A 26,522-nucleotide genomic window follows, 5' to 3' on the forward strand; every position below is an offset into this window, starting at 1 on the left:
TGAGGGCGCCGTCACAGTGCGTGCGGCGGGAGCAGTCTAGGCCGGAGCACGCACAAGGCAAGCGCCGGCGGGGTGTTGCCGTCAGACGTCGCCGGGGGGCACCGCAGCCACCGTGCGTGGGCGCCACAGCCGCCAGCTGATCCATAACGCGCGGGCCACTGCGGCACTGATCGCCACCAGGCTCAACCACACTGCCAGCGTGGCCGGCCACTGCACGCGGTTGGCGGCGGCGATGACGCGCAACAGCTCGGCAATGCCGAAGCCGGCCAACACCAGCAGCCCGGAGGGCAGGTAGGCCAGCGCAATTCCTTTGGATTTCCCAAGCATGTTGCCCCCCGGCTCCGATCACATGCGGCGACGATAGGCAGCTGGCAGTGCGGTACGCGTGAAGCTCAGCCTTCGGCCTGACCGGCGGCCGGCGCCTGCCGAGGATCGGAGGCCGCCTCCTGCGAGGGTGCGGCCTCTGGCGTGGCATCGCGCGCGCTGGCGGGCGCTGCATTGGCCGGTGCCGGTGCCGCGTCCGCCGGCGGCGTGGCTGCCGGCAGCGCGGCCGCGTCGGTTTCGGCCAGCGGGCTTTCTTCGGGGCAGGCGGCATCGGGGAAGCCGAAGCGCTGCTTCAGCGCCAGGCCGCAGGCGTTGACCGCATCCAGCTCGGCGCCCTCGCCTTTGCACTTCTGGTCGAACGCCATCAGAAATGCATCCTTGCGCCGCACGAACGCATCGCCGCACTTGCGCATCTGCCGGATGCGTTCCAGATCATCCTGCACGGCATTGGTGCCATCGAGGCCGTACTCGCGCAGCTCCTCCATCGTCAGCAGCCGCAGGCTGCGATTGGGCACGGTCATCATCAGGTCGGCCACCGCCACCGCCACGCCGTTACGCTCCAGATAATCCTTGACGTTGCCGTACACCTCGCGCAATTCACGATTGAGTTCGGCGCGTGAGGTGGCCTTGGAGCTGATTCGCATCATCCGGTGGATGCCGACCTTGCCGGCCACCAGCCGGTTGTCGCCGGCCGCCAGCACGAACACGCAGGCGCTGTGGCAGATGGAGCCTTCGCGCACCCAGATGGTCCAGTTGGATTCGCCGATCACATCGCCGGCGCGGATCGCCGCCTCGACCTGGCCACCGCTGGAATCCAGATCCAGGATGCGGTGCGGCAGGCGCAGTTGCTCGGCCACCGTGGCCAGGCGCCACACCATGTCTGCAAAGCCGGCATTGATCTTGCCCGCGTAGCGCACCCGCAGCAGGCCGGTCTCGCGGCAGGGCGCCAGGGCCGCTTCCACGCTGGCGCGGTCCAGCGCCGCCAGCAGCGTGCCATCGCCGGCCTCGCGGCTGTAATCGGTGGCGCAGCTGATCCAGGCCTGCCCCAGCTCCAGCGCAGCAGGCGGCCAGCCGGCCTCGCCGGGTTGCGCGCGCGGCCGCGGTGGCGGCGCCACCGGCTCGGGCGTATCCACCGACACCATGTGGTCGCCGTCGGCCGCCTGCGCGCCACTGCTCTGCTGCCCCACATCGGCATCGGCGGAGGTCGCGCCGTTGCGATCACAGGCGACCAGCGCAAGCGCGCACAACAGGGACAGGCAAAGCGATTTAAGCATCGGCGAGCAGGCAACGCGTGGCGGAAAGTCAGGCCAAGTCTATGGCTGAATGCGGCCAGCAGTTGAACCCTGCCATGAACACGGCGGCCCTTCTGCAACCATGTCCGAAAACGGCCAGCCGCAGGCCCAGGCAGCGCATAGACTGGCGCCCATGCACACCGCCATGCCCGACCGGACCCATTGCGACTGCGCGCGACTGGCGCGCGATGCGCGCTTTGATGGGCTGTTTTTCACCGCGGTGCGCAGTACCGGCATCTACTGCCGGCCGGTGTGCCCCGCGCCGCCGCCCAAACCGTCCAATATCAGCTACTACCCCACCGCTGCGGCGGCCACCGCGGCCGGTTATCGCCCGTGCCTGCGCTGCCGGCCGGAGCTGTCACCGCAGGCGCAGCAGCACCTGGGCGAAGAGAGCGTGCAGCGTGCGCTGGCGATGATTGCCGAAGGCGCGCTGCAGGAGCAGCCGGTGCAGACGCTGGCCGACGCGGTGGGCATGAGTGCGCGGCAACTGCAACGGCAGTTCGTGCAGCAGCTCGGCGCCACCCCGATCCAGGTGCACGGCACGCGCCGGCTGCTGCTGGCCAAGCAGCTACTCACCGAAACCGCCCTGCCGGTCACCGAAGTGGCACTGGCCGCCGGCTTCAATAGCCTGCGGCGTTTCAACGCGGCCTTTCTGCAAGGCTGTGGCATGCCGCCGTCGGCGTTGCGCAAGCAACGCAGCGACGTGCCCGGCGGCGACCTGTGTCTGCGGCTGGGCTACCGCCCGCCATTGGATTTGCCGGCGATGCTCACGTTCCTGCAGCGCCGTGCCATTCCCGGCATCGAGCAAGTGGATGCCGATGGATACCGGCGCGTGATCGGCGCGCCTGGCCAGGCCACGTTGATCCATGTCAGCGCTGCACCAACGCGCGACGAACTGCTGCTGCGGATCGGCGCCACCGACCCGCGCCAGATTCCGCAGATCGTGCGACGCGTGCGCCGGATCTTCGACCTGGATGCAGACCTGCACGCCGTGCATGCCACGCTCGCGCAGGACCCGCTGCTGGAACAGGCCATCACCCGCCGCCCGGGCTTGCGGGTGCCCGGTGGCTGGGACGGGTTCGAAGTCGCGGTGCGCGCCGTGTTGGGGCAGCAGATCAGCGTGGCCGGCGCGGCCACCCTGGCGGCGCGGTTGGTGGACCGGCATGGCGGCCATCTCCCCGACATGCCGCCCGGCCTGGACCGCAGTTTCCCCACGCCCGCACAGATGGCCGACGCGCCGCTGGAACAGCTTGGGCTGCCACGCGCACGCGCAGCCACGTTGCGCGCACTGGCATCGGCCTGCGCCCAAGGCCGGCTGCATTTCGGCGCGGGCCAGCGCCTGCCCGACTTTGTCGCCGCCTGCACCGCGCTGCCCGGCATCGGGCCGTGGACCGCGCACTACATCGCCATGCGCGCGTTGTCGCATCCCGATGCGTTTCCGGCAGGAGATCTGATCCTGCAACAGGTGCTCGGTGCCCCCGAGCGCCTGAGCGAACGTGCTACCGAAGCGCGCTCGCAGGCATGGCGGCCCTGGCGCGCCTACGCCGTGCTGCACCTGTGGCATCTTGCCGTCGACCGAAAGGACACCCGCTCATGAGCACGCTGCACTACGACACCTTCCCCTCGCCGATTGGTGCGCTGACCGTGGCGGCCGACACCACCGGCGTGCGCCACATCCTGTTCGCGCAGAATCGCCACGATGCCCCCGGGCGCGCACTCTGGCAGCACGGTCCCGACGCGCCGCTGGTGCAGGCTGCACGCGAGCAGCTGCTGGATTATCTGTATGGCGGGCGGCGCAGCTTCGACCTGCCACTGGCCCCGGCCGGCACGCCATTCCAGTTGCAGGTCTGGCAGACGCTGGCCCGCATTCCGTTCGGTGAAACCTGGAGTTACGCGCAACTGGCGCAGGCAGTGGGCCGGCCGGCTGCCAGCCGTGCGGTGGGCGCCGCAAACGGCCGCAATCCGCTGCCGATCGTGCTGCCCTGTCACCGCGTCATCGGTGCCAGTGGCGCACTGACCGGATTCGGTGGCGGGCTGCCGACCAAACAGGCCTTGCTGCAGCTGGAAGGCTGGTCGCCGCAGGCGTCGGCGCGCCGGGTTGCAGCCGTGGTTGGCGAAGATCTGTTTGCCCGCTGAGCTGGGCGAGTGCCGCCGCCGTTCGCGTACGCCGTGGGTGTGCATGTGGTCGCATCTGCGCGCGCGCATTGCCACACACGAGCGCAACGTAGATCGCCTCATCAGGCCTTGGCATGCGCCGCGGAGCACCGCCGCCAATGCCGTCGCGCGCACCGCGCCGGTGACCAGCCGCATGGACAATGCCAACAGGTAAGTGGCCTGCAGGAGCGTGAAACCCTGCGTGCCGAAGCCAGCGGCGCTGGCAACGATGGTCCGTTGCAGTGCTGGCAACGATTCGGCGGCCGCACGCCGCGCCCCCGTGTTGTCCGCAATTTTTGGTGCACAGCGCAGGCTCGCGGATCACGCTTGCGCGGCTACCGCCCGAGTCGGCCACCAAGCGCGCAGCATCTTCGACAACGCCAGTGCACCGATGACTTCGACACGTCACCGCGGCCACGTAAACTGACGCGATGATCGACCGACGTCTTCTGCTCGCCGCCGCCGTTGCAGTGCTCACTGCCTGCACCGCTCCACGCCCCGCACCGCCGGCCACTGCCGCGCAAGCCGCCATAGCGGCCGCCCCGCATACCCTGCTGCTGATCTCCATCGATGGCCTGCGCGCGGACATGCTCGACCGCGGCATCACCCCGGCCCTGTCGGAACTCGCACGCGACGGCGTGCGGGCGCAGTGGATGACGCCCTCGTATCCCTCGCTCACCTTCCCCAACCATTACACGCTGGTCACCGGCCTGCGCCCGGATCACCACGGCATCGTGCACAACAGCATGCGCGACCCGGCCCTGGGCGGCTTCTGGCTGAGCAAGCAGGACGCGGTGAGCGATGCACGTTGGTGGGGCGGCGAGCCGCTGTGGGTGGGCGCGGAAAACGCCGGCCTGCATGCGGCCACCTGGTCGTGGCCGGGCAGCGAGGCGGCGATCCAGGGCGTGCGCCCCACGCAGTGGCGGCATTACGAAGAAGGCGTCAGCCTGGAAGCGCGCGTGGACACCGTGCGCGGCTGGCTCGCCTCCTCGGGCACACAGCACAACACGCTGGTGACGCTGTATTTCGAACACGTGGACGAAGCTGGCCACGATCACGGACCGGAGTCGCAGGAATACGCCAACAGCGTGCGCGCCGTGGATGCGGCGATCGGCCGCCTGCTGGCCGGCATGCAGCGCGACGGCACCCGCGCGCGCACCAACATCATCGTGGTCTCCGACCATGGCATGGCCGAGGTACCCCCCGGGCACGCGCTCAGCGTGGAAGCCATGACGCCGCCCACCGTCGCCACGGCCACCACCGACGGCCAGGTGATCGGTTTCGAGCCGCTGCCTGGTCAAACGGCACGCGCGGAAGCGCAGTTGCTCGGTGCGCACGCGCAGTACGACTGCTGGCGCAAGGGCGAATTGCCGGCGCGCTGGCACTACGGCAGCCATCCGCGCATCGCCCCGATCGTGTGCCAGATGCACGAAGGCTGGGACGCGCTGTTCCCGGCCAAGCTGGCCAAGCGCCCGCGGGAGGGCATGCGCGGCTCGCACGGGTTCGACCCGGCGCTGCCGTCGATGCGTGCGGTGTTCCTGGCGCAGGGCCCGGACATCGCGCGCGGCAAGCAGCTGCCAGGCTTCGACAATGTCGACGTCTACCCGCTGATGACCCGCCTGCTCGGCATTCCGGCCGCGCCCAATGACGGCAACCCGCAGCGCCTGCTGCCGGCGCTGCGCACGCCACCGCCCGGCACGCCCTGAGCCCGCGGCGGCCCGCGCGCGCCGCAGCGGTGCGACAATAGGGCGATGTCTGCTCCCGATCCTTCCCCCCGGCGGCTGCGGCCGCTGTTGTCCAGCGAAGGCTGGCGTCGTCGTGTCGCTCTGTGGGGCGGCGCCATTGCGGTCGCGCTGGTGGCCATCGTGTTCGCCAAAGCCAGCGACGCGGCTTTCCACCTGTTCCAGCGCATCACTGCCCACTCCATCTGGTGGGCGCTGCTGCTCACCCCGGGCATCTTCGCGCTGCTGGCCTGGCTTACCTCCGGCGCGTTGCGGCCCACCCGCGGCAGCGGCATCCCGCAGGTGATCGCCGCGCTGGAACACCCGGACCCGGCCTTTCGCGAAACCAATCTGTCGCTGCGCGTGTCGGTGGGCAAACTGGCGCTCACCACCTTGTCGCTGCTGGGTGGTGCGTCAGTGGGCCGCGAAGGCCCCACGGTGCATGTGGGCGCCAGCCTGATGCATGTGTTCGGGCGCTGGTTCGGCTTCCGCGAGCCACGTGAGCTGTCGCACTTCCTGCTGGCCGGCGGCGCCGCCGGCATCGCCGCCGCGTTCAACACGCCACTGGCCGGGGTGGTGTTTGCGATCGAGGAATTGAGCGGGCGCTTCGAGCACCGTTTCTCCGGCACCTTGCTCACTGCGGTGATCGTGGGCGGCGTGGTGTCGCTGGGCCTGCTCGGCAACTACACCTATTTCGGCAAGGTGGCCGTGGCCTTGCCGCTGGGCAAGGCGTGGCTGGCGATCCTGTTATGCGGCAGCGTGGCCGGGCTGCTCGGTGGCCTGTTCGCACGCATGGTGCTGGCCAGTGTGTCCGGCCGGCCGCGCTGGCTGGCGGCACTGCGGCAACGGCACCCGGTGCTGCTGGCCGCGCTGTGCGGGGTTGCGCTGGTGGGTCTGGCGCTGGTGTTCGGGCAAGGTGCGTTCGGCACCGGCTACGAGCAGGCGCGCAGCCTGGTGCAAGGGCACGCGGTGGTCGGCCATGAGTTCGGGCTGATGAAGCTGGTGGCCAATCTGGTGTCGTACGTGGCCGGCATCCCGGGCGGGTTGTTTTCGCCGGCGTTGGCGGTGGGCGCCGGGCTGGGGCACAACCTGTCGGTGTTGATGCCCAGCGTGGACCCGCGCACCTTCGTGCTGCTGGGCATGTGCGCGTATCTCACCGGCGTGACCCAGGCCCCGCTGACCTCGGCGGTAATCTCGCTGGAACTCACCGACACCAGCCAGATGCTGCTGCCGATCCTGGCCACGGTGCTGCTCGCACGCGCGGTCTCCGGGCTGGTCTGCAAGACGCCGATCTATCGCGGCCTGGCCGAACAGTTGCTGGTGCCGGCTGCAGGCACGCCCGCGCCGCCGTCCACGCCTACGCCCCCAACACCGCCGCCGCCAAGCGCGCACTGACTGCTGACGGTGCGCCGCAGCCTGGCAGGCTATGGCGCATCGACCCACTGGCACTGCCGCAGAAGACGACAGTTGCGCATCGGTGGCAGCCGCTCTGCTGCTGCGCGCACCCAAACAACAGGCATAAAAAAACGCGGCGCAAGCGCCGCGTTTCTGGTTGCGAAGCGGGCTGGGATCAGCCGGCCTTGGCAACGCTCTTCTTGGCCACGGCCTTCTTGGCCGGCGCCTTGACTACGCCCTTCTTGGCAACCGGGGCAGCTGCACCCACGACAACCTTGCTCACCGCGTGCGAACGCGAATTGCCGTAGCTGGAATTGTAGCGCTTGCCCTTGGCGGTCTTGCGGTCACCCTTACCCATTTCGTCGACTCCTGAATGTGAATACAAATCCCCGCGCTGGCACGGGGTCTGGCGAGGTTTACGCCGGCGGCGCCCTCGCGCAAGGCCGGCAAGCCTATCACGTCGCTCTCAGTGCGCGCAGCTTGCGTCGTGGACGTGGCCATGACCGTGGTTCAGACGCAGGTTGACCAGGTGCGCAATTCCCACCAGCGCGCCGCCCAGGGTCATCACTACCGCGTGCGGTACCACCGAGTGGTGCAACGGGTCGTACAACAGGCCCAGCCACAACAACCCCAGGCCCGGCAGCAGCAGCGCCAGGGCGTGCAGCGCCTTGTGGCGGCGGTATCCCAGCACCAGGCTGAACAGCCCGAGCAGGGTCACGAACACCACGATGGCCAGCTCCACCCCGTCGCCGAGCCAGAACGACAAGCCGAGCGATGGCGCCAGGGCCAGCACCAGCGGCAGCACTGCGCAGTGCACTGCACACAGCAATGAGCCGGTAGCACCGAAGCGATCGAGCAGGTGGCGAAGCGTTGGCAGGGGCATGACTTTCAGCAGGGGCTCGCGGCGACGTGGAATAATATAACATCTTCCTCGTTCCAGCCCCGCACCAGTCCATCACGCAGGTGCGGTGTGTGCCGTCGGCGCAGCAGGCAAGCTGCGCCATTCCATTGATACAAAGTAACAACCATAGAGTCCGGTCAGCCATGTCCCCCAGCCTTTCCTCCCCGCTCCGCCGCTCCACCCTCACGCTGGCCCTGGCCAGTGTGCTGATCCCCGCTCTGGCCATGGCCGACGACACCCCGGTGCCTGCCGACCCGCAGACCCCGCCCAGTTCCGATACCCGGCATGACGCGACGCCGTCCAGCGGCCGCCATATCAAGGACCTGGACAAGGTGGTGGTCACCGCCAGCCCGCTGCGCGATGCCGCCGGCGAGCTGAGCCGCCCGGTCGAGGTGCTGGCAGGCGAGCGCCTGGACGAAGTGCGCGCCTCCAGCCTGGGCGAGACGGTGGCCAGCCTGCCTGGCGTGCAGAGTTCCAACTTCGGCCCCGGCGTGGGCCGGCCGATCATCCGCGGCCTGGACGGCCCGCGCGTGGCGGTGCTGCGCGACGGCCTCTCCACGCAGGACGTCTCCACCGTCAGCCAGGACCACTCGCCGGCGATCGAGCCGTTCCTGGCCAACCAGATCGAAGTGCTCAAGGGGCCCTCCACCCTGCTGTACGGCTCCGGCGCGATCGGCGGCGTGGTCAACGTGGTCGACGGCCGCATTGCCGAGACGCCGGTGGATGGCTTCAGCGGGCGCGCCGAAGTGCGCTTCGACGGCGGCGACAAGGATGGCAACACCGACATGTTCCGCGTCGATGCCGGTAACGGCAGCGGGCTGTCGATCCACGCCGACGGCGTGTACCGCAACCAGAACGACTACGACACCCCGCAAGGGCGCCAGGCCAATTCGTTCCTGGACTCCAAGGTGGGCTCGATCGGTGCCTCGCTGGCGGGCGACTGGGGCTTTGTCGGCCTGTCTGCCTCGCGGTTCCGCGACAACTATGGCAATCCGGGCGAGCCGGGCGATCTGTCGATCGGCGAGCGCGGCGTTTCGCTGAAACTGCAGCAGGACCGCTACGACCTCAAGGGCGGGCTGACCGATCCGTGGGGCGATGGCAGCGCATTGCGTTACAGCTTCGGCCATACCGACTACGCGCACACCGAATTCGAAGGCGCCGAAGTCGGCACCGTGTTCACCAAGCGCGCCAACGAAGGCCGTGTGGAAGCGTCCTTCACCTTCGGCGGCGGCTGGCAGACTGCGTTCGGCCTGCAGGGCAGCGACACCACCTTCCAGGCGGTGGGCGAAGAATCCTTCGTGCCCAAGACCGATACCCGTTCGCTCGGCCTGTTCGGCGTGGCCCGCAACAGCTGGGACCGCGTGACCGCCGAAGTGGGCGCGCGCGTGGACAAGGTGAAGTACAGCACCGACATCGGCGTGGACCGCGACTTCACCCCGACCAGCTTCTCGGCCAGCGCCGGCTTCCGCTTCAACGAGCAGTGGCGCCTCACCGCCAACCTCGACCATGCCGAACGCGCGCCGGCCGAGGAAGAACTGTTTGCCAACGGGCCGCACATCGCCACGCTGGCCTTCGAAATCGGCGACGCCAATCTCAAGACCGAAAAGGCCAACCAGGCCGAGCTGGGTCTGAATTTCCAGAACGACTGGGTGGATGCCAAGATCGCGGCGTACTACAACCGCTACAACGACTTCGTCTATATCGTCGATACCGGCGGCCAGTGGTTCAACGAAGAAGACAACGACTTCCTGCCGATCCGCCAGTGGACGCAGGCCGACGCCATCTTCCACGGCTTTGAAGGCGAAGCCACCTTCCACCTGGCCAACAACGACACCGGCGCATGGGACCTGCGCGTGTTCGGCGACACGGTGCAGGCGCGGCTGAAGGATGGCGGCAACCTGCCGCGCATCGCACCGGGCCGCGTGGGCGCGGAAATGCGCTGGAACGCCGATGCATGGCGCGCGTCGCTGGGCGCGATCCGCACCATGAAGCAGGACAAGGTGGCGGTGAACGAAACCGCTACCGACGGCTACACCATGGTGGACGCGCATCTGGCCTACCACATGGATCGCGGCGCCAACGCGTGGGAAGTGTTCCTGGATGGCAACAACCTCACCAACCAGGATGCGCGCGTGCACACCTCCTTCCTCAAGGACGACGTGATGTTGCCCGGCCGCAACGCCTCCTTCGGCGTGCGCCTGTTCTTCTGACGGCGCTCTCTCTCCCGCCGTCACAAGCGAGGCCGCCTTCGGGCGGCCTCTTCTTTTTTGAAGAGTGCATTCGTGTTGCGCCATTCCAATTGGTAGCGGTGGCGCACCGGCCGAGCGCACTACGTCGCTCGCCAGACTGCGGGCGCAAAGACCGATGCAACGCTCTGCCGACAGCTTGCAGAACAGTGCTCTGCAGCAGCGTGACATTCCTGGGCAGATGCTGCGATTGATCATCACATGACGCAGGCGGCGGTTCACACGCGCCGGAGCCAGGTGGCGCGCAAACGATCCTCCTCAGGCACGCCAGTTGCGACTAGGTGCATATGCACCCAGAATGCGGCAACCTCGTGGAGACACCGCATGCTCAGCCTCTCCCGCTGCACCTGCTTCCATCTGCGCCGCGCGGCGCGCCGGGTCTCGCAGTTGTATGACCACGCGCTGGCGCCGGTCGGGCTAAGCCTCAATGAGTATTCGATCCTGCGCCGGCTGGAGGTGGCCCAGTCGCTGGGTACGTTGGCCAGCACGCTGGGCATGGACCGCACCACCCTCACCCGCAACCTCAAACCGCTGCTGGCGGCCGGCTGGATCACGACCCAGCGCGGCGAGGATGCCCGGCAAAAATGGGTGCGCCTGAGCCGCAGCGGCCGTGGATTGCTGGTGCGCGCACGCCCGCATTGGCACGCGGCGCAGGTGCAGCTGGAGACGCTGTTCGGCGCAGCCCCCACCGCGCAGTTGCATGCAACACTGGCACGTCTGGATGCCGTGTTGGAGGCACACGCATGAGCACGTCTGCGGCACCACGCACGCGTGCGCACTGGGGTTTGCTGGTCACCGCCTCGGCGATGCTGATGCTGACCATGGGCGCGCGCCAGACCACCGGATTGTTCGTGGAGCCGATCCATCGCCAGACCGGCATCGGGATCGCATCGATCAGTTTTGCGCTGGCGATCGGGCAACTGGTCTGGGGCGCGGTGCAACCGGTGTTCGGTGCGATCGCCGATCAGCGCGGGCCGCTCCCGGTGCTGATGTTCGGCGGCGTGCTGCTGGCAGCGGGATTGGGCCTGGCGCCGTGGTGGACCAGCGAATGGGGCTTGATCGTGTCGCTCGGCGTGCTGGCGGCGGCCGGTGCCGGCGCGGGCAGTTTTTCGGTCCTGATCGGCGCCACCGCGCACCGCATCGCGCCGGAACGGCGCTCGTTCGCGGCCGGCCTGATCAACGCGGGCGGCTCGCTTGGCCAGTTCGTGTTCGCACCGCTGGTCCAGCTCACGATCGGCGCGGCCGGCTGGGCGAAGGCGATGACCGGGCTGGCACTGGTGTCGCTGCTGACCCTGCCGCTGGCCTGGCCGCTGCGGCGCGTGCCATCTGCAACCGGTGCGCACACGGGCGCAGTTGCGGGGGAGATCAGCTTGCGTGCGCAGTTGCAGCTGGCGCTGCGCGATCGCAGTTATTGGTGCTTGCATCTGGGCTTTTTCACCTGCGGCGTGCACATCGCCTTCCTGGTCACGCACCTCCCTGGCGAGGTGGCGCTGTGTGGTTTGCCGGCCAGCGTGTCGGCGGTGTCGATCGCGTTGATCGGCCTGTTCAACGTGGCCGGCAGCCTCACGATCGGCAAGCTGGGCGAGCGCGTCCGCATGAAGTGGTTGCTCACCGCGATGTATGCCAGCCGCGCGGTGATGATCGGCCTGTACCTGATTGCGCCGCCTACACCACTGACGTTCTATCTGTTCGCCGCGGGATTGGGATTTACCTGGCTGGCCACGGTGCCGCCCACGGCCGGCTTGATCGGCAAGCTGTTTGGCCCGCGCTATCTGGGCACCTTGTTCGGACTGATGCTGCTGTCGCACCAGCTCGGCGGCTTCTTCGGCGCGTGGCTGGGCGGCCTGGCGCTGGAACACTCCGGCAACTACCTGTGGATGTGGTACGGCGACATCGTGCTGGCCGTTGCAGCGGCGTTGGTGAACCTGCCGATTCGTGAAGCAGTGCCCGTGCGCCACGTTGCGGTGGCGTAAGGCGGGCGGTGGCAGTGGCAAAGCGGTGGCTGGCGCCGTCTGGGCAAGACGCCGGATGCGACGCCTATCGAAGCGATGGCTTACATCGCTGATTGCTCCAGGCACGCCTCACTCCGCCGCATGCCCGCGTGGCTTGACCTTGCCGCGGAACACGTAAAAGCCATAGCTGCTGTAGGCCAGCGTGCACGGCACCAGCACCGCGAACGCCAACAGCATCACGCCCTGGCTTGCCGGGGGCGATGCCGCCTGTGCGAGGGTGATGTCTGGCGGCAGCACCATCGGATACACGATGGCCAGCACACCGGCGTATGTGGCCACGACCACGCCCAGCACCGCAAACAAGGGCAGGAATGCGTGGCGGCTGCGCATCAGCAGATACATCGCCACCATCAGGCCGAGCACCGATGTACCCAGCGGCACGCTGATGTGCGCATCGCCCAGCCGCTGCGCGTAGATCGGCGTCAGCCGTGCAAGCCAGACCACGCCCAGCGTGAGCAGCGCGCCCAATACGATGCCCAGCACACGCGCCTGGTGCCGTGCACGCTGTTGCAGCTGCCCCTCGCTGCGCCACACCAGCCAACACGCCCCCAGCAGCAGGTAGCCCACCACCAACGCGACGCCGCAGAACAGCGGGAACGGCTGCAGCCATTCCCGGCCGTTGCCGGCGTATTGCCCGGCACGGTGCGCAACGCCGGCCAGATACGTGCCCGCCACCACGCCCTGGCAAAAGGTGGCCAACAGCGATGCCACCATGAACACCACATCCAGCACGCGGCGACGGCGATCAGTGCCGAGCTGGTCACGGTATTCGAGTGCGACCCCGCGACAGATCAGCGCCAGCAGCATGACAACCAGCGGCACATAGGTCGCATTGAGAAAAATGGCGTATGCGCTGGGAAACATCGCCAATAGGCTGCCGCCGCCCAGCACCAGCCAGGTTTCGTTGCCGTCCCACACCGGCAGGATCGAATAGGCCATCAGGTGCCGATCCGCATCGCTGCGATTGGCCGCGAACAACATGCCCACCCCCAGGTCGGTGCCATCCAGCACCACATAGGTGACCACGGTGAAGGCCAGCGCGGCGGCGGACAGGTGTTGCATGAGTTCAACGGAGAGATGCACAAACACGCTCCACGAAATGCATCAGTTGCCGGTCTGATCGGCCAGGCCCGGCGATGGCCCGCGCTCGCGCGCATGCGGCAGCCGACGCAGCACGCGCAGCAACAGGAACAGGCCGAGCCCGAAGACCAGCGGGTACAGCACCAGGATCGCCACGCTGGAGCTGGCAACCATCGGCAGCGACAGTGGCGAGGTGCTGTGCGCGGTGCGCAGTAGCCCATACACGGTGAACGGTTGCCGGCCGACCTCGGTCACCACCCAGCCGCACAGCATGGCGAGCATGCCCGATGGCGCCATGACCACCACCACCCGTTGCAACCAGCGCGCCTCGTAAAGGCGCCCGCGCGCGCGCAGCACCAGACTGAGCATGCCCACCGCAATCAGCAACAGGCCCAGCCCGACCATGGCCCGGAAGGCGAAGAACACAATGGGCACCGGTGGCAGATCGCTGCGGGGAAATTCACGCAGACCGGCAATGGTGCCGGTCCAGTTGTGGCGCAAGTACAGCGAGCCCAGGCGCGGTATGGCCAGCTCATGGCGATTGCGCTGCGCCTGCATATCGGGAATGGCGAACAGCCGCAGCGGTTCGCCCTCGCCTGCCGGCGGCCGCTGCCAACTGCCTTCGATCGCGGCAAGTTTTTGCGGTTGATGTTCCAGCGTATTGCGCCCATGCAGGTCGCCGGCCAGCAACTGCAGGGGCGCGACAATGGCGATCACCCACAGGCCCATCGAAAACATCAGCCGCGCGCCCGGATTGCGGGTATCGCGCAACACATGCCATGCGCCCACCGCTGCGATGATCGCTGCAGTGGCCAGCAACGCGGCCAGGCTCATATGCAGCATGCGCCAGGGAAACGATGGGTTGAAGATGATGCGCAGCCAGTCCACTGGCAGGAAGTTGCCATCGGCAGCACGTGCGAATCCGGCCGGCGTGTGCAACCACGAGTTGGCGGACAGGATCCAGAACGCGCTCACCAACGAGCCCAGTGCCACCATGCAGGTGGCAAAGAAATGCACACGGTGGCCGACCTTCTTCATGCCGAACAACATGATGCCCAAGAACCCGGCCTCCAGGAAAAACGCCACCAGCACTTCGAAGAACATCAACGGGCCGATCACTGCACCGGCCGCGCCGGACAGGCGCCCCCAGTGCAAGCCGAACACGAACTCCATCGGGATACCGGTCACCACGCCAGCGGCAGTGGTGAGCGAAAAGAGCTTCAACCAGTAGTTGTACACGTCCATGTACACGCGCCGCCGCGTGCGCAGCCACAGCGCTTCCAGCACCACCAGGAAGTTCGCCAACCCCATGGTGAAGGCGGCCAGCACGATGTGCATGCCGATGGTGAAGGCGAACTGGCCGCGCACCAGCAGCAAGGCGTGTTCGGAAGCCTGCATGGCGTGCCTGGCTCAGCTCTCGCTGGGCTTGCCGCTGAAGGCGGAGATCGGCTTGTCGACCTGCTTGTCCAGGCCGGCGGCGAAGGCTTTCAGGCCATCGAGCACTGGCGTGATCGCATTCCACACCGCCTCGTCCTGCAGCAGCCGATACGCACCGCGCAGGCCGGGCGCCTCGCCCTGGGCTGCGGTCTGCGCACGGCTGCGCGCGATCTGGTCCAGCGCGTCCTTGCCGGCAAACACCACCTTGTAGAACTGGCTGGGCGGAATGCGCGACACCGCCATCGCCAGGATCGAGACGTTCTGCAGGACATTGAGCGGCCCAGGCTGGTTGATGCCATCAACCAGCACCTTGGCCAGTTTGTCCTGCGCGCCGACCAGGTCGTTGGCCAGGCGCAGTATCCCGCGCTGGTGCAGGGTCTCGAGCAGGCGGTCGAGTTCTTCGCGCGCGGTGGGCCCGATCGGTGGGGGTTTGACGTCGTAGTCCAGGGGTTCGGCCATCAGAATCTCTCCGGGTGCGGTGCGCGGGCCGGCGGCGCAACATAGTCTTCGCGTGCCCATTTCTGCTGTACCGGCACGCCATCGTTGGGCGTGCGATGCCCGTGGCGAAAGTTATGCGCAGGCAGCGGCGGTTTGCCGGTGCGGCCCAGCGGCTCCATGCGCACTGCCAACTCTTTGTAAGCCGGTGTGTTGACGTCGGGGTCGTGATGCTCGCCGGTGAGCAGATTGATGCCGGGCTTGCCCTGGTGGATGGGCAGGAACAGCGTGTTGCCGGCAACGCGATCAGTGATCACCACCGGTACCTCCAGCGAACCACGCCGCGAACTGAGCTTGACCCAATCGCCTTCCTGCAGGCCGCGCTCGGCCGCCAGCTGCGGGCTGACTTCGACAAACCAGTTCGGTGCCAGCGACCACAGCCGCGGCCCGCGGCCGGTCTGATTCATGCCCTGGAACTGTTCGAGCATGCGGCCGTTGTCCAGCATCAGATCGAACTGCGCATCGGCCTCCTCACCCGGGCGCTTCCATTGCAGCGGATGCAGGCGTGCCTTGCCGTCGTCGGTGTGGAAGCGCTCGGTGTAGAGCAGCGGCGTATCGCGGCCATCGTCCTGCATCGGCCAGAGCAGAGAGCGCCAGCCTTCCAGCCGCTGGTAGCTCACGCCTTTGAAAAGCGTAGCGATGCGGGCCACCTCGTCCATGATCTGGCTGGGGTGGGTATAGCCCCAATCGTGGCCCATGCGCGCGGCGAGTTCAGTGAGGATCTGCCAATCCGGCCGGCTCTGGCCGAGCGGTGGAAACACCTGGTGGAAGCGTTGGATACGGCGTTCGGTGTTGACGAAGGTGCCGTCCTTCTCGACGCTGGGGCACGCCGGCAACACCACATCCGCAAATTCGGCGGTACGGCTGAAGAACAGGTCCTGCACCACCATGAAGTCCAGCTTGGAGAAGCCACGGTGCACATTGCGCGCATCGGCATCGGAAAACGCGGTTTCCTCGCCGATCACGTACATGGCGCGGATCTCGCCCTTGTCGGCCTGCTGCACCATCATGAAGTTGTCCGAGCCCACCTCCAGCGACAACTGCTCGGCCGGTACGTGCCAGGCCTGTGCCCACTTGTTGCGCACGGCCGGGTCAGAGACGCTTTCGTAGCCGGGGTACATGTTCTTCAGGCAGCCGAAGTCGCTGGCGCCTTGCACATTGTTGTGGCCGCGCATCGGGTAGCCGCCGGTGCCGGGGCGGCCGTAATTGCCGGTGACCAACAACAGGTTGGAGAGCGCGGTGCTGGTATCGGCGCCGTGCGTGTGCTGGGTGATGCCCATGGCCCAGACGATGCAGACCGAGCGCGCGCGGCCAATCATCTCGCCCGCTTCCACCAACTGTTCGCGGCTCAGGCCGGTGATCTGCGCCGCGTAGTCCAGCGTGAACGGCTCCAGCGACTGGCGGTATTCGTCCACCTGATTGACGCGCTGTGCAAGGAACTGCGTATCCGCGTAGCCGTTGTCGAACATGTAGCGCGACAGCGCCGACGCCCACACGATATCGGTGCTGGGCACGGGGCGCAGGAACAGGTCCGCGCGCTCGGCCATCTCGTGCTTGCGCGGGTCTACCACGATGAGCTTCTGCCCGTGCAGCTTGCGCGCCGCCTTGAGCTTGGAGGCGATCACCGGGTGGTTCTCGGCCAGGTTGCTGCCGACGATGACCACCAGTTCGGCCTGCTGCAGATCGGCGATGGTGCCGGCGTCGCCGCCGTAGCCGACGGTGCGGAACAAACCCTCGGTGGCCGGGTTCTGGCAATAGCGCGAGGAGTTGTCGACGCTGTTGGTACCGATGATCAGGCGCGCGATCTTCTGGGTGAGGTAGGCCTCTTCATTGCTGGCCTTGCTGGAGCCGATGAAGCCGATGCTCTGCGCGCCGTGGAGGTCGCGGATCTCCAGCAACCGGCGCGCCACCAGTGCCAAGGCCTCGTCCCAACTTGCCTCGCGGAAGCGGCCGTGCTCGCGGATCAACGGCGTGGTGAGCCGCTTGGGGTCGTTGACGAAATCCCACGCAAACTTGCCTTTGACGCAGGTGGAAATGCCGTTGGCGGGTGCGTCTACCACCGGTTGCACCTTGAGCAGGTGGCGGTCGCGCGTCCACATCTCGAACGAGCACCCCACCCCGCAATAGGTGCATACCGTCTTGGTGCGTTTGATCTCCGGCTGCCGCCAGTGCATGTCCAGCACCGACACACCGGTGATCGGCGGTGCGCCGATGGTGTTTTCCAGCGTCTTGACCATATCGATCATCGGCCGCTTCAACTCTTGCGGCAATGCGGTGAGCGGTCCGGCATCCGGCTGCATGGTCTTTTCCAGCAACGCATTACACGGGCACACCGTCACGCAGTGGCCGCAACTGACGCAGCTGGACGCGTTGATGGGCTTGCCGCCGTCCCACAGCACGCGCGGGTGCTCCATCGAAAAATCGATGGACAAGGTCTCGTTGACCTCGACCTTCTGGCAGGCCTCTACGCAACGGCCGCACAGGATGCATTGGTCCGGATCGTAGGTGTAGAACGGATTACTGTGATCCTTTTCGTACGGCTTGCGCTGGAAGGCGTAACGCTGGATCGGCATCTTCATGTCGGCGAACGTGTTGTGCAGCGTGCAATCGCCGGTGTTGTGCTCGCATAGCGTGCAGTAGAGCTCGTGCTTGGCCAGCACGCGGTCCATGCCTTCGTGCCGCGCGGCATGCGCGCGCTCCACCGTACTGGACACTTCCAGCCCATCGTGGCTGCGCAGCGTGCAGCCACGCACCAATTCGCCGCCCACTTCGACCCAACACACATCGCAGGTCTGCGGTGCGCCGAGCGCGGGGTGATAACAGATGTGGGACAGGTCGATGCCGTGCCCGCTCAGAAACTCGATCAGCGGAATATCCGCCTGGCCGTGCAGCGTCTTGCCGTCGTAGACCACGGTGCAGTGACTGCCGTGTTGCATCAGGTGCCCTTGTTTGCGGCAGACAGCGCCGTGTTGGCGCGTCAGCTGCCGGGGGTGCCGGGGGTGGCAGGTCGCGCAACAAGTGCGCGCCTGTGCGACAGCAATGCCGCACGCCTCACGCTAAGCACGCGCTTGCAAAACACGTGTGAATGCATTGCACACGCTGCGTTGATCTTCGGCGTGGCTGCAGGCGGTATTTGCGCGCATCGACACGCTTGACGCGGCGCACAACAGCTTTTGCCGGCGACTCCGTTAGAACAGCAACGCAGCATGCGTTGGCATGTTGCAGGCGCCAGTTCCGTCATGTGCGGCTGGTCACCTTTCAGGCGGCATGCCGGCCCCGCCGCATTGCCTGCCTCTTTGCTGCCACCCAGGAGAGCACCCATGACCTCATCCATGCCCCGCTACGCACTGTCGCTTGCGATCGGCGCCCTGCTTGCACCGCTCGCACACGCGCAAACTGCATCCCCGGATGCAGGCAAGCAAGACGCCACCACGCTGGACGCGGTGATTGTCAGCGGCACGGCCCGCTTCAAGGGCCTGGCCAAGCGCGATGCGAGTTTTTCGATCACCACCGCCAGCCCCGAACAGATTCAGCAAGCGGTGCCGCAAAGCACGGCGGATCTGTTGAAGATCGTGCCGGGCGTGTGGGCCGAGCCCAGCGGTGGCGGCACCGGTGCGAACATCTTCGTGCGCGGCATGCCCTCCGAAGGCGACGCGCCGTTCGTGACCATGCAGCTGGACGGCTCGCCCCTGTTCCCGCCGCCGACCTTGTCGTTCCTGGAAAACTCCACGCTCTTTCGTGTTGATGACACGGTCGAGCGGATGGAGGTGCTGCGCGGCGGCTCCAGCCCCATCTTCTCCAACGGCCAGCCCGGCCTCACCGTCAATTTCATTCAGAAAAAAGGCCAGGACGAACCCGAAGGCAGCGTGCGCCTGACCGGCGGCAACAATGCGCTGCGTCGCATCGATGTGTTCAACAGCGGGCCGATGGGCAACGGCTGGTACTACAGCATCGGCGGTTTCTTCCGTGAAACCGATGGCGTGCGCGACCCACAGTTTTCCGCCGACAAGGGTGGCCAGTTCAGTGCCACCTTGAGCAAGCGCTGGGACAGCGGCGAGTTGTCGTTCTATGCTCGCCACACCGATGATAACAACGCCTTCTACACCGCGATTCCGCTGCTCTCGCGCAACAACGGTAACGATCTGTCCAGCTTCCCCGGTTTGAACGCGCAGACCGGCACCCTGCTCGGCCGCGACTTCCGCAATGTGGATCTGCTGGTCGGCCCGAACGGCGAAACCATCCAGCGCGACCTGGGCGACGGGCGCGGCGTCAACATCGATGTATTCGGTGGCGAATTGAACTGGGATGTGGGCGGCTGGACTGTTGCTGATCGCTTCAACGTGATGGCGGGCACCGCGCCCACCTATGCCCTGTTCACCGGCGATGCACCGCAGCGGCTGGGCGACTTCATTGCCGGCTACGGCACCACCGGCAGTGGCAGATTCACCAACGGCGGCGGCGCGGTCGACCCCAACCAGCAAGTGCTGGAAGCCGGCTGGTGGTCGGTGGACAAACGTTTGAACTCCTTCACCAACGATCTGCGCCTGAGCCGCGAGTTGTTCGCCGGCAACACGCTCACCGTGGGCGCGTACTACGCCAAGTATTCCTCCGCAGACACCTGGTACCTGGGCAACACCATGTTGCTCACCGCGCAAAACAACGCGCGCCGCATCGATGCGGATCTGGCAGACGGGCGCCAGGCCACGCGTCAAGGATTTACCAGCACCGCGTTTCTCAATCTGCGCGCCAACTACGACGGCGAGAACATCGCCGCCTTTGTCGCCGACGAATGGGAACTCAGCGAGCGCCTGCGCCTGGACCTGGGTGCACGCTACGAGCGCCAGAGCGTCACCGGCGATGTGCACGACACCGCCACGGTGGACCTGGATGGCAACCCGGCCACTGTGTACGACAATGCCACCTCGCTGGCGTTGGCCAGCACCCGCCGCATCGACCAGGACGATGAAGCCTTCTCGTGGACGGCCGGCCTGAACTTCAGACTCAACGACAACAACAGCCTGTTCGCGCGCGCCAACTCCGGGGTCAAGTTTCCCGGCTTCGACAATCTGCGCGATGGCCAGACCCGCGTGCAGGACGTGGACCAGTACGAGCTCGGACTGAAGTCCGGCGCCAGCAATTACGACCTGTATCTCACCGCGTTCTACAACACGTTCAAGAATTCACCGTTCCAGGCGTTTCTGGCCAATGGCGAGAATTTCACCGCGGTGGGCGACTCGCGCGCACGCGGCCTGGAAGTGGAAGGCGCCATCCGCCCGTTCGGCGGCTTCGAGCTGGCGGGCACCGGCGTGTGGCTGGATGCGAAATACCGCAACTACCGCGAATTTACCGGCAACCAGGTGATGCGTCAGCCCAAGCGCCAGTTCCGCGTGACGCCCAGCTATTACTGGATGCTGCCGTTCGGCGACCTCAAGGTGTTCGCCACCTATTCCTACATCGGTGATCGCTTCGCAGACCTGGCCAATAGCCAGCGCCTGCCGTCCTACGACATGGTGGACATCGGCGCCAACCTGCACGTGGGCGACCACTGGGAGGTCACGGCCAGCGGCAGCAATGTGACCGACACCCTGGGCTTGACCGAAGGCAATGTGCGTGTGCCGGGCGCTGCGACCGGCGGCGTGTTCATGGGCCGCCCGATTGCCGGGCGCCAGTACCAGATGTCGGTGGCGTATCGCTGGTAGGCAACCGACGGTCGCGTTACGCGCGCCAGCCCAAAGCTGTCGCGCGATGAGTGCGCAGGCGCATACGACGCCTCTACAAGTGGCTTGCAAAACACAGGCGCTGGGCACGCCTGTGTTTTGCCTGCTGGTGAGTTGTGTCGTCGCCGCGCCAATCCCACACCGCCACTTGCCACACCAGCACACCACGCTCGAAATGCGAAGTAGAACCGCGCATCGCCATTGCTTGTACTTATCGCAACCGCACAAAGCAGCGCACAACAGGGCGATTTAACGCCTGCAAACTTCGCATTGGCGACGCAACCCGACGTGACTGACATAAAGTGCGTGGCCGGTCACGCGCAATGCAGCATGCCCGCCGCTTGCAGCCAAAGTCTGACCCACTTTTAATCAAGGTGCTGCCGGTGCCTTCGCATCGCCAGCGTCGGCTGCGCAACTGCGCACAGGGGAGCCGATCGAGGACCAGCCGCATCCATCGTCAAACACGCGGATGCGTTTTTCCGGCTCTTTCGGGACACATGGACATGATGCCTGCTGCTGCCTTCCTGCCTTCGCCCTATTCCAACAAACCCCACCGAATGCCCGGCGTGCAGTCAGCACGCCCCCGCGCCGCATAGGCGCGGCTGCTGCCGCATGCGGTAAGCACCGCAACCCCATGCCATAGACACAGGTTCCACAGCAGCAGGCCTGACGGCCCTACCTGCGCGATGGAGTGTGAGCCGGCCGATTTTTGATCGGTCGGACGGGTGTCTGTGCCACTTCGACTGTGTCACCCCTCCACTGGAGTCAAACGGAATGCAACTACATCGCAGGCGATACCTCGCGCTGTTGATCGGCGCCTTGGTGATCGGAACTCCCCCCATGCTGGCCAGCGCCGCACAGCCGGCAAGCACTGCGCGTGCCAGCGCCGCAGGCGACCCGCTGTATCGCTACCAATGGCATCTCTCCAACCAGGGGCAGCCGGTGATTGGCGACAGCCGTCCCGTGCCCGGCGTCGACATGGATGTAGATCTCCTGCATGCACTGGGCATTCGCGGCCGCGGCGTGCGTGTGGCCGTGGTGGATAACGGCCTGGAGATCGGCCACGAAGATCTCGCTGGCAACATCATCCCGAATGGGTCGCACAATTTCGGCAATGGCTCGCACGATCCCACGCCCAGTGACCCGGGCTTTGGTCACGGCACTTCGGTGGCGGGCATCATCGCTGCGGTTGGCTGGAATGGCCGTGGCGGTCGCGGCGTTGCACCCGAGGCCTTGCTGGCCGGATTCGATTTTCTAGGCAGCGATTCTGCCGGAAGTTATGCCGAGGTCCGCTATTCCTGGGGTGATGGGCCGGAGGCGCGCACCCTCGATGTCTTCAACAACAGCTGGGGCTCGGCGCCGGACTTCTACCCCGACGTTTCATTGGAAGAGGGTCAGTCCTGGGAAGCGCTGATGCGCTCGACACGCGGCGGGCTGGGCGGCATCTACATCAAGTCGGCCGGCAACAGCTTCAGGCGTGTTCGCGTCCGCGATGCCGAGGGCAGGATCGTCAATCTCTGCAGCGACCTGTCACGCACGTTGAATGTCGGTTGCCTGCTCACCAACGTGGACCCACTCAGCAATATGCCCGCCACCGTCGTCGTCGCCAGCCTGGACGCCACCGGCAAGCGGGCCTCGTACTCGTCATCCGGTTCGGCGTTGTGGATCTCCGGTCTGGGCGGTGAGTTCGGCTACCAGCGCAAGTTCTATCCCAATGCGGCCCAGGTTTTCGCTCCTGAAACCGCGCCCTTCGCCTACGATCCGGCGATCGTCACCACCGATCTCAGCGGTTGCAGCGCGGGTGACAACGTGGATGGCACCACCGTGGAAAATGCACTGACCGGCAGCACGTCAAGGATCGACGCATCCTGCAACTACAGCGCGCTGATGAACGGCACATCTGCGGCGGCGCCAACCGTCTCCGGTGTTGCAGCGCTCATTCTCGGTGCCAACCCCAGCCTGACCGCGCGCGATGTCAAATACATCCTGGCCAAGACCGCGCGCCAGATCGATCCCTGGCAGCCCGCATCGGTCTACCAGGGCAGCGTGATCGACCCTGGCTGGATCACCAACGCCGCCGGGCATCATTTCAGCAACTGGTATGGCTTCGGCCTGGCCGACGGCGCCGCAGCCGTCTAAGAAGCGACCTACTTCAAGCCGCTGCCGCCGGTGCGTGATACGCAATGGGTTGCCTCCACCGCGGCTGCAAGCCAGATCGGTGGACCGGCGCGACCGGCCAAGCAACGCATCCGCATCACCCAGGCAATGAAGGTGGAAGCGGTGCAACTGTCGTTGGCCACCACCCACCGCACGCCGGCCAATCTACGCGTGGTGCTGGAGTCGCCGAGCGGCACGCGAAGCTACGTGATGACGCCGTTCTCGCTGCTGGATGCCGATGCCTACGCACAGACCGGCTTCTACATCGACCTCACGTCCAGCAATGCGTTTCTGGATGAAAGAGCGCAAGGCGTGTGGACGCTGGAGATCACCGACATGAGCGAGCCGACCAGCACGGCGGCGTTACAGAACTTCAAACTTCGTATCCTGGGGCACTGACATGAAGACCACGCTTGTTCTTTCTGCACTCCTCGTTTCCTTCGGTGCGTGCGGCATCACGCAGGCCGCGCAGTTCATGGACGCGCAGGCGCTCGGTGCCGCGGCAACCGGCGAACGTTTTACCTCCGGTCCGGACACCTACCGCATGCTGCCGGGAACGGTGGTGCTTGACCCGCTACCGGCCGAGTTTGCAGATGGCGCGGCATCGCCGGCTGCGAGAAATCGTGCTACCCCCATTGCGGCGCGGCCCACTGGAACGGTGGCCGCGCGGATCGGCCCTTATGCGGTGGTCCTGGACACGCCGGCCGGCGCTGCGCGCAGCGGGTCGCGATCAGCCTCCGGCACGGAGCGGCCGCTCGCCGCAGCAGTGAACGAGCGCAATGGGCGCGTGGTGCTGGTGAGGCCACAGCTGAAACTCGCCGGCACCACACCAGCTCACGCCACCTCGCTGGCGCGCACCTCCGGGGGCACCATCGTCTATACATCGACCGTGGATAACAGCGCGGTAATCGCCTATTCCTCGGTAGAAAAGGCGGAACAGGCGCTGGCTCGCCTGCAGGCCAACAGTGGCGGCGCGCAGCTCTCGCTCGTGGTGGCGCAATCGATCATGCAACCGATGTGAGCGCAGGCTGGCTGCCGGCTGATGCCGGCGGCCAGCACTTTCGGGTGCACAGGCTGCGCTGTTCGATCTGGCCTGCCTGACAGGTGCGACGCGCGATGTCAGCGGCCGTGTGTAGCACGCGCGCCCACGGCTAACACCACCTGTCAAGGCCATTCCGCTTCCAGTTGGAGATCATTGCAATGACCTTATTTGGTAGACGACATCTTGCAATATCAATGAGTACAACGCTGATCGCTTTGGCAGCTTTTGCAGCACACGCAGCCCCACCTGGTAACACGGCCAGCGGCGTGGCAGGCGATCCACTACTGCGTTACCAGTGGCACGTGTTGATCCAGGGCCAGGCGGTCATCGGCGACAGCCACCCGGTTGCAGGCGTGGACATGGATGTGGACATCCTCCACGCGCCAGGTATCCGCGGCAAACACGTGCGCATCGGCGTGGTGGATAGCGGTCTGGAGATCAGCCATGAAGACCTGGCGGCGAATGCCATCCCGAACGGCTCGTACAATTTCATGGATGGCTCGACTGATCCCACGCCCTCAGGGCCGGGCTACGATCACGGCACGTAAGTCGCAGGTATCGTCGCCGCGGTTGGTTGGAACGGGCGCGGCGGGCGCGGTATTGCACCGAGGCCTCGCCTGCGGGGTTTGCGTTTGGCGAAGCATCTTCGGTGACAGACGCGGGCATTCGTTACGCCTGGGGAGACGGGCCCCAGTCAAGGCCCCTGGACGTGTTCAACTTTTCCTGGGGCAATATCGGCCCGTTCTATCGGGACTTCCCGCTGCAAGACCAGCAATCGTGGGATGCATTGATGCAGTCCACCCGCAGTGGGCGCGGTGCGATTTATGTCAAATCGGCTGGCAACAGCTTTCTCAATTTGCGCGGACGCGACCAGGACGGAAATGTGATCGATGCCTGCGGCGACGCTGCGCGCGCGAACGGTGTAGTCGGTACGCAGGCGACGCAGCGAGGCATCCACCGCACGCAGCAGGCGGAAGCGCGAGGCACCGGCATCGTTGGGCCCATCGCCCAGGCGCAGGCCGGTCTTGGTCGACAGGATCACCTGCTCGCGGCGCCCTGCAGGGCCTGGCCGAGGATCTCCTCGGAGGCACCATCCGAATACACGTCGGCGGTGTCGAACAGATTCACACCCGCCTCCAGGCACAGGCCGATCATGCGCTGCGCCTGCGCCACACCGGTATCGCCCCACGCCGAAAACAGCGGGCCTTTACCGCCAAACGTCCCGGCGCCGAATCCCAGCACAGGCACCTTGCAACCGGAACGACCGAGAAAACGCGTTTCCATGCAGCACCTGCGGTGATGGATGTTTCAGCGCCCTTGCACGCAGCCGGCCGGCAGCGCGGCCTGGCGGCGCTGCAGCTGCACGCTCCATAGCGCAATGCCCAAGCCGAGCGCTGTGAGTACCGCCGCCACCCACGGCGTGGCGACCAGGCCGGCACCGGAGGCGATCACCACCCCGCCCAGCCAGGCGCCGAGCGCATTGCCCAGATTGAAGGCGGCGATATTCAAGCTGGAGGCCAGGTTCTGCCCGGCGCCGTGGGCATGCTCGAGCACGCGCAATTGCAGCGGCGCCACCGTGGCAAACGCCGCCACGCCGAGCAGGCCGACAAAGGCGATCATGGCCGGCTTGCTGTGCAGCACCAGGCCCATGGCGCCCAGCACCACCACCAGCGCAGCCAACGTGCCCAACAAGGTCGCGGTCGGCCGGCGATCGGCCAGGCGCCCGCCCAGCAAGTTGCCCACGATCATGCCCACGCCAAACACCAGCAGCACCGGCGACACCGCCGCCTGCGCAAAGCCGGTCACCTGCACCAGCAGCGGCTGGATATAGGTGAACACCGCGAACACGCCGGCATAGCCCATCACCGTCATCGCCAGGGCCAGCAACACCTGGCCGCGCGCAAGCACGCGCACCTCCTGGCGCCACGGCACCGGCGGCGCGGCCCCAGCCGCGGCAGGCACCCACAGCGCCACCGCAGCGGTGGCCAGCACGCCGATCACCGCCACCGCCCAGAAGGTGGCGCGCCAGCCCAGCTGCAGGCCCAGCCACGCACCGGCCGGCACGCCGAGCAGGGTCGCCACGGTCAGGCCGGCGAACATCAACGAGATGGCCGAGGCGCGGCGTTCGGGCGCGACCAACGAGGTCGCCACCACCGCGCCAACACCGAAGAAGGTGCCGTGCGCCAGCGAGGTCAGCACCCGCGCGATCATCAGGCTGGTGTAGTCCGGCGCCAGCGCACAGGCAATATTGCCCAGCGTGAACACCAGCATCAGCGCCACCAGCACGGCCTTGCGCGGCCAGCGGGCACTGGCCAACGTGAGTACCGGCGCGCCCACGAACACGCCCAGCGCGTAGCCGCTGATCAACAGGCCCGCCGCGGTCAGCGACACGCCCAGGTCGGCAGCCACTTGCTGCAGCAACCCCATGATCACGAATTCGGTGGTGCCGATGCCGAACGCACCGATGGTCAGGGCCAACAGTGCGGGCGGCAGGCGGGACGTAGCAGGAGCAGACATGGCAGGAACCCGAAGAAACAGCGCACAGCCTG

General features: G+C 66.5%; 18 protein-coding genes and 3 pseudogenes. 11 read left to right on the forward strand and 10 right to left on the reverse strand.

Features of this window, described 5'->3' with window-relative positions:
• Window positions 1-81: 81 nt before the first annotated feature.
• Entirely contained in the window at window positions 82-327 is a 246-nt protein-coding gene (locus tag XCC_RS13745; RefSeq protein WP_011037780.1) for a hypothetical protein, read from the reverse strand.
• A 65-nt stretch (window positions 328-392) separates the two neighbouring features.
• Complete coding sequence (locus XCC_RS13750) at window positions 393-1,598, reverse strand: hypothetical protein (RefSeq protein WP_011037781.1); 1,206 nt, start codon at window positions 1,596-1,598, stop codon at window positions 393-395.
• Window positions 1,599-1,749: 151 nt separating this feature from the next.
• Between XCC_RS13750 and XCC_RS13755 the strand changes: the two genes are divergently transcribed.
• From XCC_RS13755 to XCC_RS13770, 4 genes are all read left to right on the forward strand, one after another.
• Entirely contained in the window at window positions 1,750-3,213 is a 1,464-nt protein-coding gene (locus XCC_RS13755; protein WP_011037782.1) for an AlkA N-terminal domain-containing protein, read from the forward strand.
• The gene (locus XCC_RS13760; protein WP_011037783.1) at window positions 3,210-3,752 is read left to right on the forward strand and encodes a methylated-DNA--[protein]-cysteine S-methyltransferase; all 543 of its coding nucleotides are present in this window, start codon (window positions 3,210-3,212) and stop codon (window positions 3,750-3,752) included. The genes XCC_RS13755 and XCC_RS13760 overlap by 4 nt, the downstream gene beginning before the upstream one ends.
• A 449-nt stretch (window positions 3,753-4,201) precedes the next feature.
• On the forward strand, window positions 4,202-5,476 hold the full coding sequence (locus XCC_RS13765; protein WP_011037784.1) for an ectonucleotide pyrophosphatase/phosphodiesterase: 1,275 nt from the start codon (window positions 4,202-4,204) through the stop codon (window positions 5,474-5,476).
• A gap of 45 nt (window positions 5,477-5,521) precedes the next feature.
• Window positions 5,522-6,886, forward strand: coding sequence for a chloride channel protein (locus tag XCC_RS13770; protein WP_011037785.1), 1,365 nt, complete (start codon window positions 5,522-5,524; stop codon window positions 6,884-6,886).
• A 175-nt stretch (window positions 6,887-7,061) separates the two neighbouring features.
• Here the strand turns inward: XCC_RS13770 and XCC_RS13775 are convergent, their stop codons facing one another.
• Window positions 7,062-7,244 carry a 30S ribosomal protein THX gene (locus XCC_RS13775; RefSeq protein WP_011037786.1) on the reverse strand — a complete coding sequence of 61 codons (183 nt, stop codon included), beginning with the start codon at window positions 7,242-7,244 and terminating at the stop codon, window positions 7,062-7,064.
• A gap of 108 nt (window positions 7,245-7,352) precedes the next feature.
• The gene (locus tag XCC_RS13780) at window positions 7,353-7,769 is read right to left on the reverse strand and encodes a MerC domain-containing protein (protein WP_011037787.1); all 417 of its coding nucleotides are present in this window, start codon (window positions 7,767-7,769) and stop codon (window positions 7,353-7,355) included.
• A gap of 161 nt (window positions 7,770-7,930) precedes the next feature.
• On the opposite strand from XCC_RS13780, the gene XCC_RS13785 reads away from it, so the two are divergent.
• The 3 genes from XCC_RS13785 to XCC_RS13795 all read left to right on the forward strand — a co-directional run bounded on the left by XCC_RS13785 (window position 7,931) and on the right by XCC_RS13795 (window position 12,006).
• Window positions 7,931-9,997 carry a TonB-dependent receptor gene (locus XCC_RS13785; protein WP_011037788.1) on the forward strand — a complete coding sequence of 689 codons (2,067 nt, stop codon included), beginning with the start codon at window positions 7,931-7,933 and terminating at the stop codon, window positions 9,995-9,997.
• A 360-nt stretch (window positions 9,998-10,357) separates the two neighbouring features.
• Window positions 10,358-10,780 (forward strand): MarR family winged helix-turn-helix transcriptional regulator, encoded by a 423-nt coding sequence (locus XCC_RS13790; protein WP_011037789.1) that lies wholly within the window; start codon window positions 10,358-10,360, stop codon window positions 10,778-10,780.
• Window positions 10,777-12,006 carry an MFS transporter gene (locus XCC_RS13795; RefSeq protein ID WP_011037790.1) on the forward strand — a complete coding sequence of 410 codons (1,230 nt, stop codon included), beginning with the start codon at window positions 10,777-10,779 and terminating at the stop codon, window positions 12,004-12,006. Before XCC_RS13790 ends, XCC_RS13795 begins: the two co-directional genes overlap by 4 nt.
• 108 nt (window positions 12,007-12,114) lie before the next feature.
• Here XCC_RS13795 and cydB read toward each other — a convergent pair whose 3' ends face one another.
• From cydB to fdhF, 4 genes are read right to left on the reverse strand one after another with little or no spacing between them, the layout of a single operon-like run.
• The gene (cydB, locus tag XCC_RS13800; protein WP_016944081.1) at window positions 12,115-13,107 is read right to left on the reverse strand and encodes a cytochrome d ubiquinol oxidase subunit II; all 993 of its coding nucleotides are present in this window, start codon (window positions 13,105-13,107) and stop codon (window positions 12,115-12,117) included.
• A 42-nt stretch (window positions 13,108-13,149) separates the two neighbouring features.
• Entirely contained in the window at window positions 13,150-14,523 is a 1,374-nt protein-coding gene (locus XCC_RS13805) for a cytochrome ubiquinol oxidase subunit I (protein WP_011037792.1), read from the reverse strand.
• A 12-nt stretch (window positions 14,524-14,535) separates the two neighbouring features.
• Window positions 14,536-15,021 carry a DUF1641 domain-containing protein gene (locus XCC_RS13810; RefSeq protein WP_011037793.1) on the reverse strand — a complete coding sequence of 162 codons (486 nt, stop codon included), beginning with the start codon at window positions 15,019-15,021 and terminating at the stop codon, window positions 14,536-14,538.
• Window positions 15,021-17,993: a formate dehydrogenase subunit alpha gene (gene fdhF / locus XCC_RS13815; RefSeq protein WP_011037794.1), complete on the reverse strand. Its 2,973-nt coding sequence runs from the start codon at window positions 17,991-17,993 to the stop codon at window positions 15,021-15,023. The genes XCC_RS13810 and fdhF overlap by 1 nt, the downstream gene beginning before the upstream one ends.
• Before the next feature lie 384 nt (window positions 17,994-18,377).
• On the opposite strand from fdhF, the gene XCC_RS13820 reads away from it, so the two are divergent.
• From XCC_RS13820 to XCC_RS22685, 4 genes and pseudogenes are all read left to right on the forward strand, one after another.
• Window positions 18,378-20,756 (forward strand): TonB-dependent receptor, encoded by a 2,379-nt coding sequence (locus XCC_RS13820; RefSeq protein ID WP_011037795.1) that lies wholly within the window; start codon window positions 18,378-18,380, stop codon window positions 20,754-20,756.
• 825 nt (window positions 20,757-21,581) lie between these two features.
• Window positions 21,582-23,330: pseudogene (locus tag XCC_RS13825) on the forward strand (S8 family peptidase).
• Between the two features lies 1 nt (window position 23,331).
• Window positions 23,332-23,952 carry a hypothetical protein gene (locus XCC_RS13830; protein WP_011037798.1) on the forward strand — a complete coding sequence of 207 codons (621 nt, stop codon included), beginning with the start codon at window positions 23,332-23,334 and terminating at the stop codon, window positions 23,950-23,952.
• Between the two features lie 179 nt (window positions 23,953-24,131).
• Window positions 24,132-25,003 (forward strand): annotated as a pseudogene (locus XCC_RS22685) (S8 family serine peptidase); the annotation flags it as partial.
• On the opposite strand, the pseudogene XCC_RS13840 reads toward XCC_RS22685, so the two are convergent.
• A pseudogene (locus tag XCC_RS13840) lies at window positions 24,896-25,257 on the reverse strand (aldo/keto reductase); the annotation flags it as partial. The pseudogenes XCC_RS22685 and XCC_RS13840 overlap by 108 nt on opposite strands.
• A 24-nt stretch (window positions 25,258-25,281) precedes the next feature.
• Window positions 25,282-26,490: an MFS transporter gene (locus XCC_RS13845; protein ID WP_011037802.1), complete on the reverse strand. Its 1,209-nt coding sequence runs from the start codon at window positions 26,488-26,490 to the stop codon at window positions 25,282-25,284.
• Between the last annotated feature and the right edge of the window lie 32 nt (window positions 26,491-26,522).

The sequence above is a fragment of the Xanthomonas campestris pv. campestris str. ATCC 33913 genome, from assembly GCF_000007145.1.
In the GTDB taxonomy this organism is placed as follows: Bacteria; Pseudomonadota; Gammaproteobacteria; order Xanthomonadales; family Xanthomonadaceae; genus Xanthomonas; species Xanthomonas campestris.

What these genes read in the sequence shown, in the direction of transcription:
- XCC_RS13745 (WP_011037780.1), bottom strand. Translation starts at nt 327, where the DNA reads ATGCTTGGGAAATCCAAAGGAATTGCGCTGGCCTACCTGCCCTCCGGG.
- XCC_RS13750 (WP_011037781.1), bottom strand. Translation starts at nt 1,598, where the DNA reads ATGCTTAAATCGCTTTGCCTGTCCCTGTTGTGCGCGCTTGCGCTGGTC.
- XCC_RS13755 (WP_011037782.1), top strand. Translation starts at nt 1,750, where the DNA reads ATGCACACCGCCATGCCCGACCGGACCCATTGCGACTGCGCGCGACTG.
- XCC_RS13760 (WP_011037783.1), top strand. Translation starts at nt 3,210, where the DNA reads ATGAGCACGCTGCACTACGACACCTTCCCCTCGCCGATTGGTGCGCTG.
- XCC_RS13765 (WP_011037784.1), top strand. Translation starts at nt 4,202, where the DNA reads ATGATCGACCGACGTCTTCTGCTCGCCGCCGCCGTTGCAGTGCTCACT.
- XCC_RS13770 (WP_011037785.1), top strand. Translation starts at nt 5,522, where the DNA reads ATGTCTGCTCCCGATCCTTCCCCCCGGCGGCTGCGGCCGCTGTTGTCC.
- XCC_RS13775 (WP_011037786.1), bottom strand. Translation starts at nt 7,244, where the DNA reads ATGGGTAAGGGTGACCGCAAGACCGCCAAGGGCAAGCGCTACAATTCC.
- XCC_RS13780 (WP_011037787.1), bottom strand. Translation starts at nt 7,769, where the DNA reads ATGCCCCTGCCAACGCTTCGCCACCTGCTCGATCGCTTCGGTGCTACC.
- XCC_RS13785 (WP_011037788.1), top strand. Translation starts at nt 7,931, where the DNA reads ATGTCCCCCAGCCTTTCCTCCCCGCTCCGCCGCTCCACCCTCACGCTG.
- XCC_RS13790 (WP_011037789.1), top strand. Translation starts at nt 10,358, where the DNA reads ATGCTCAGCCTCTCCCGCTGCACCTGCTTCCATCTGCGCCGCGCGGCG.
- XCC_RS13795 (WP_011037790.1), top strand. Translation starts at nt 10,777, where the DNA reads ATGAGCACGTCTGCGGCACCACGCACGCGTGCGCACTGGGGTTTGCTG.
- cydB (WP_016944081.1), bottom strand. Translation starts at nt 13,107, where the DNA reads ATGCAACACCTGTCCGCCGCCGCGCTGGCCTTCACCGTGGTCACCTAT.
- XCC_RS13805 (WP_011037792.1), bottom strand. Translation starts at nt 14,523, where the DNA reads ATGCAGGCTTCCGAACACGCCTTGCTGCTGGTGCGCGGCCAGTTCGCC.
- XCC_RS13810 (WP_011037793.1), bottom strand. Translation starts at nt 15,021, where the DNA reads ATGGCCGAACCCCTGGACTACGACGTCAAACCCCCACCGATCGGGCCC.
- fdhF (WP_011037794.1), bottom strand. Translation starts at nt 17,993, where the DNA reads ATGCAACACGGCAGTCACTGCACCGTGGTCTACGACGGCAAGACGCTG.
- XCC_RS13820 (WP_011037795.1), top strand. Translation starts at nt 18,378, where the DNA reads ATGACCTCATCCATGCCCCGCTACGCACTGTCGCTTGCGATCGGCGCC.
- XCC_RS13830 (WP_011037798.1), top strand. Translation starts at nt 23,332, where the DNA reads ATGAAGACCACGCTTGTTCTTTCTGCACTCCTCGTTTCCTTCGGTGCG.
- XCC_RS13845 (WP_011037802.1), bottom strand. Translation starts at nt 26,490, where the DNA reads ATGTCTGCTCCTGCTACGTCCCGCCTGCCGCCCGCACTGTTGGCCCTG.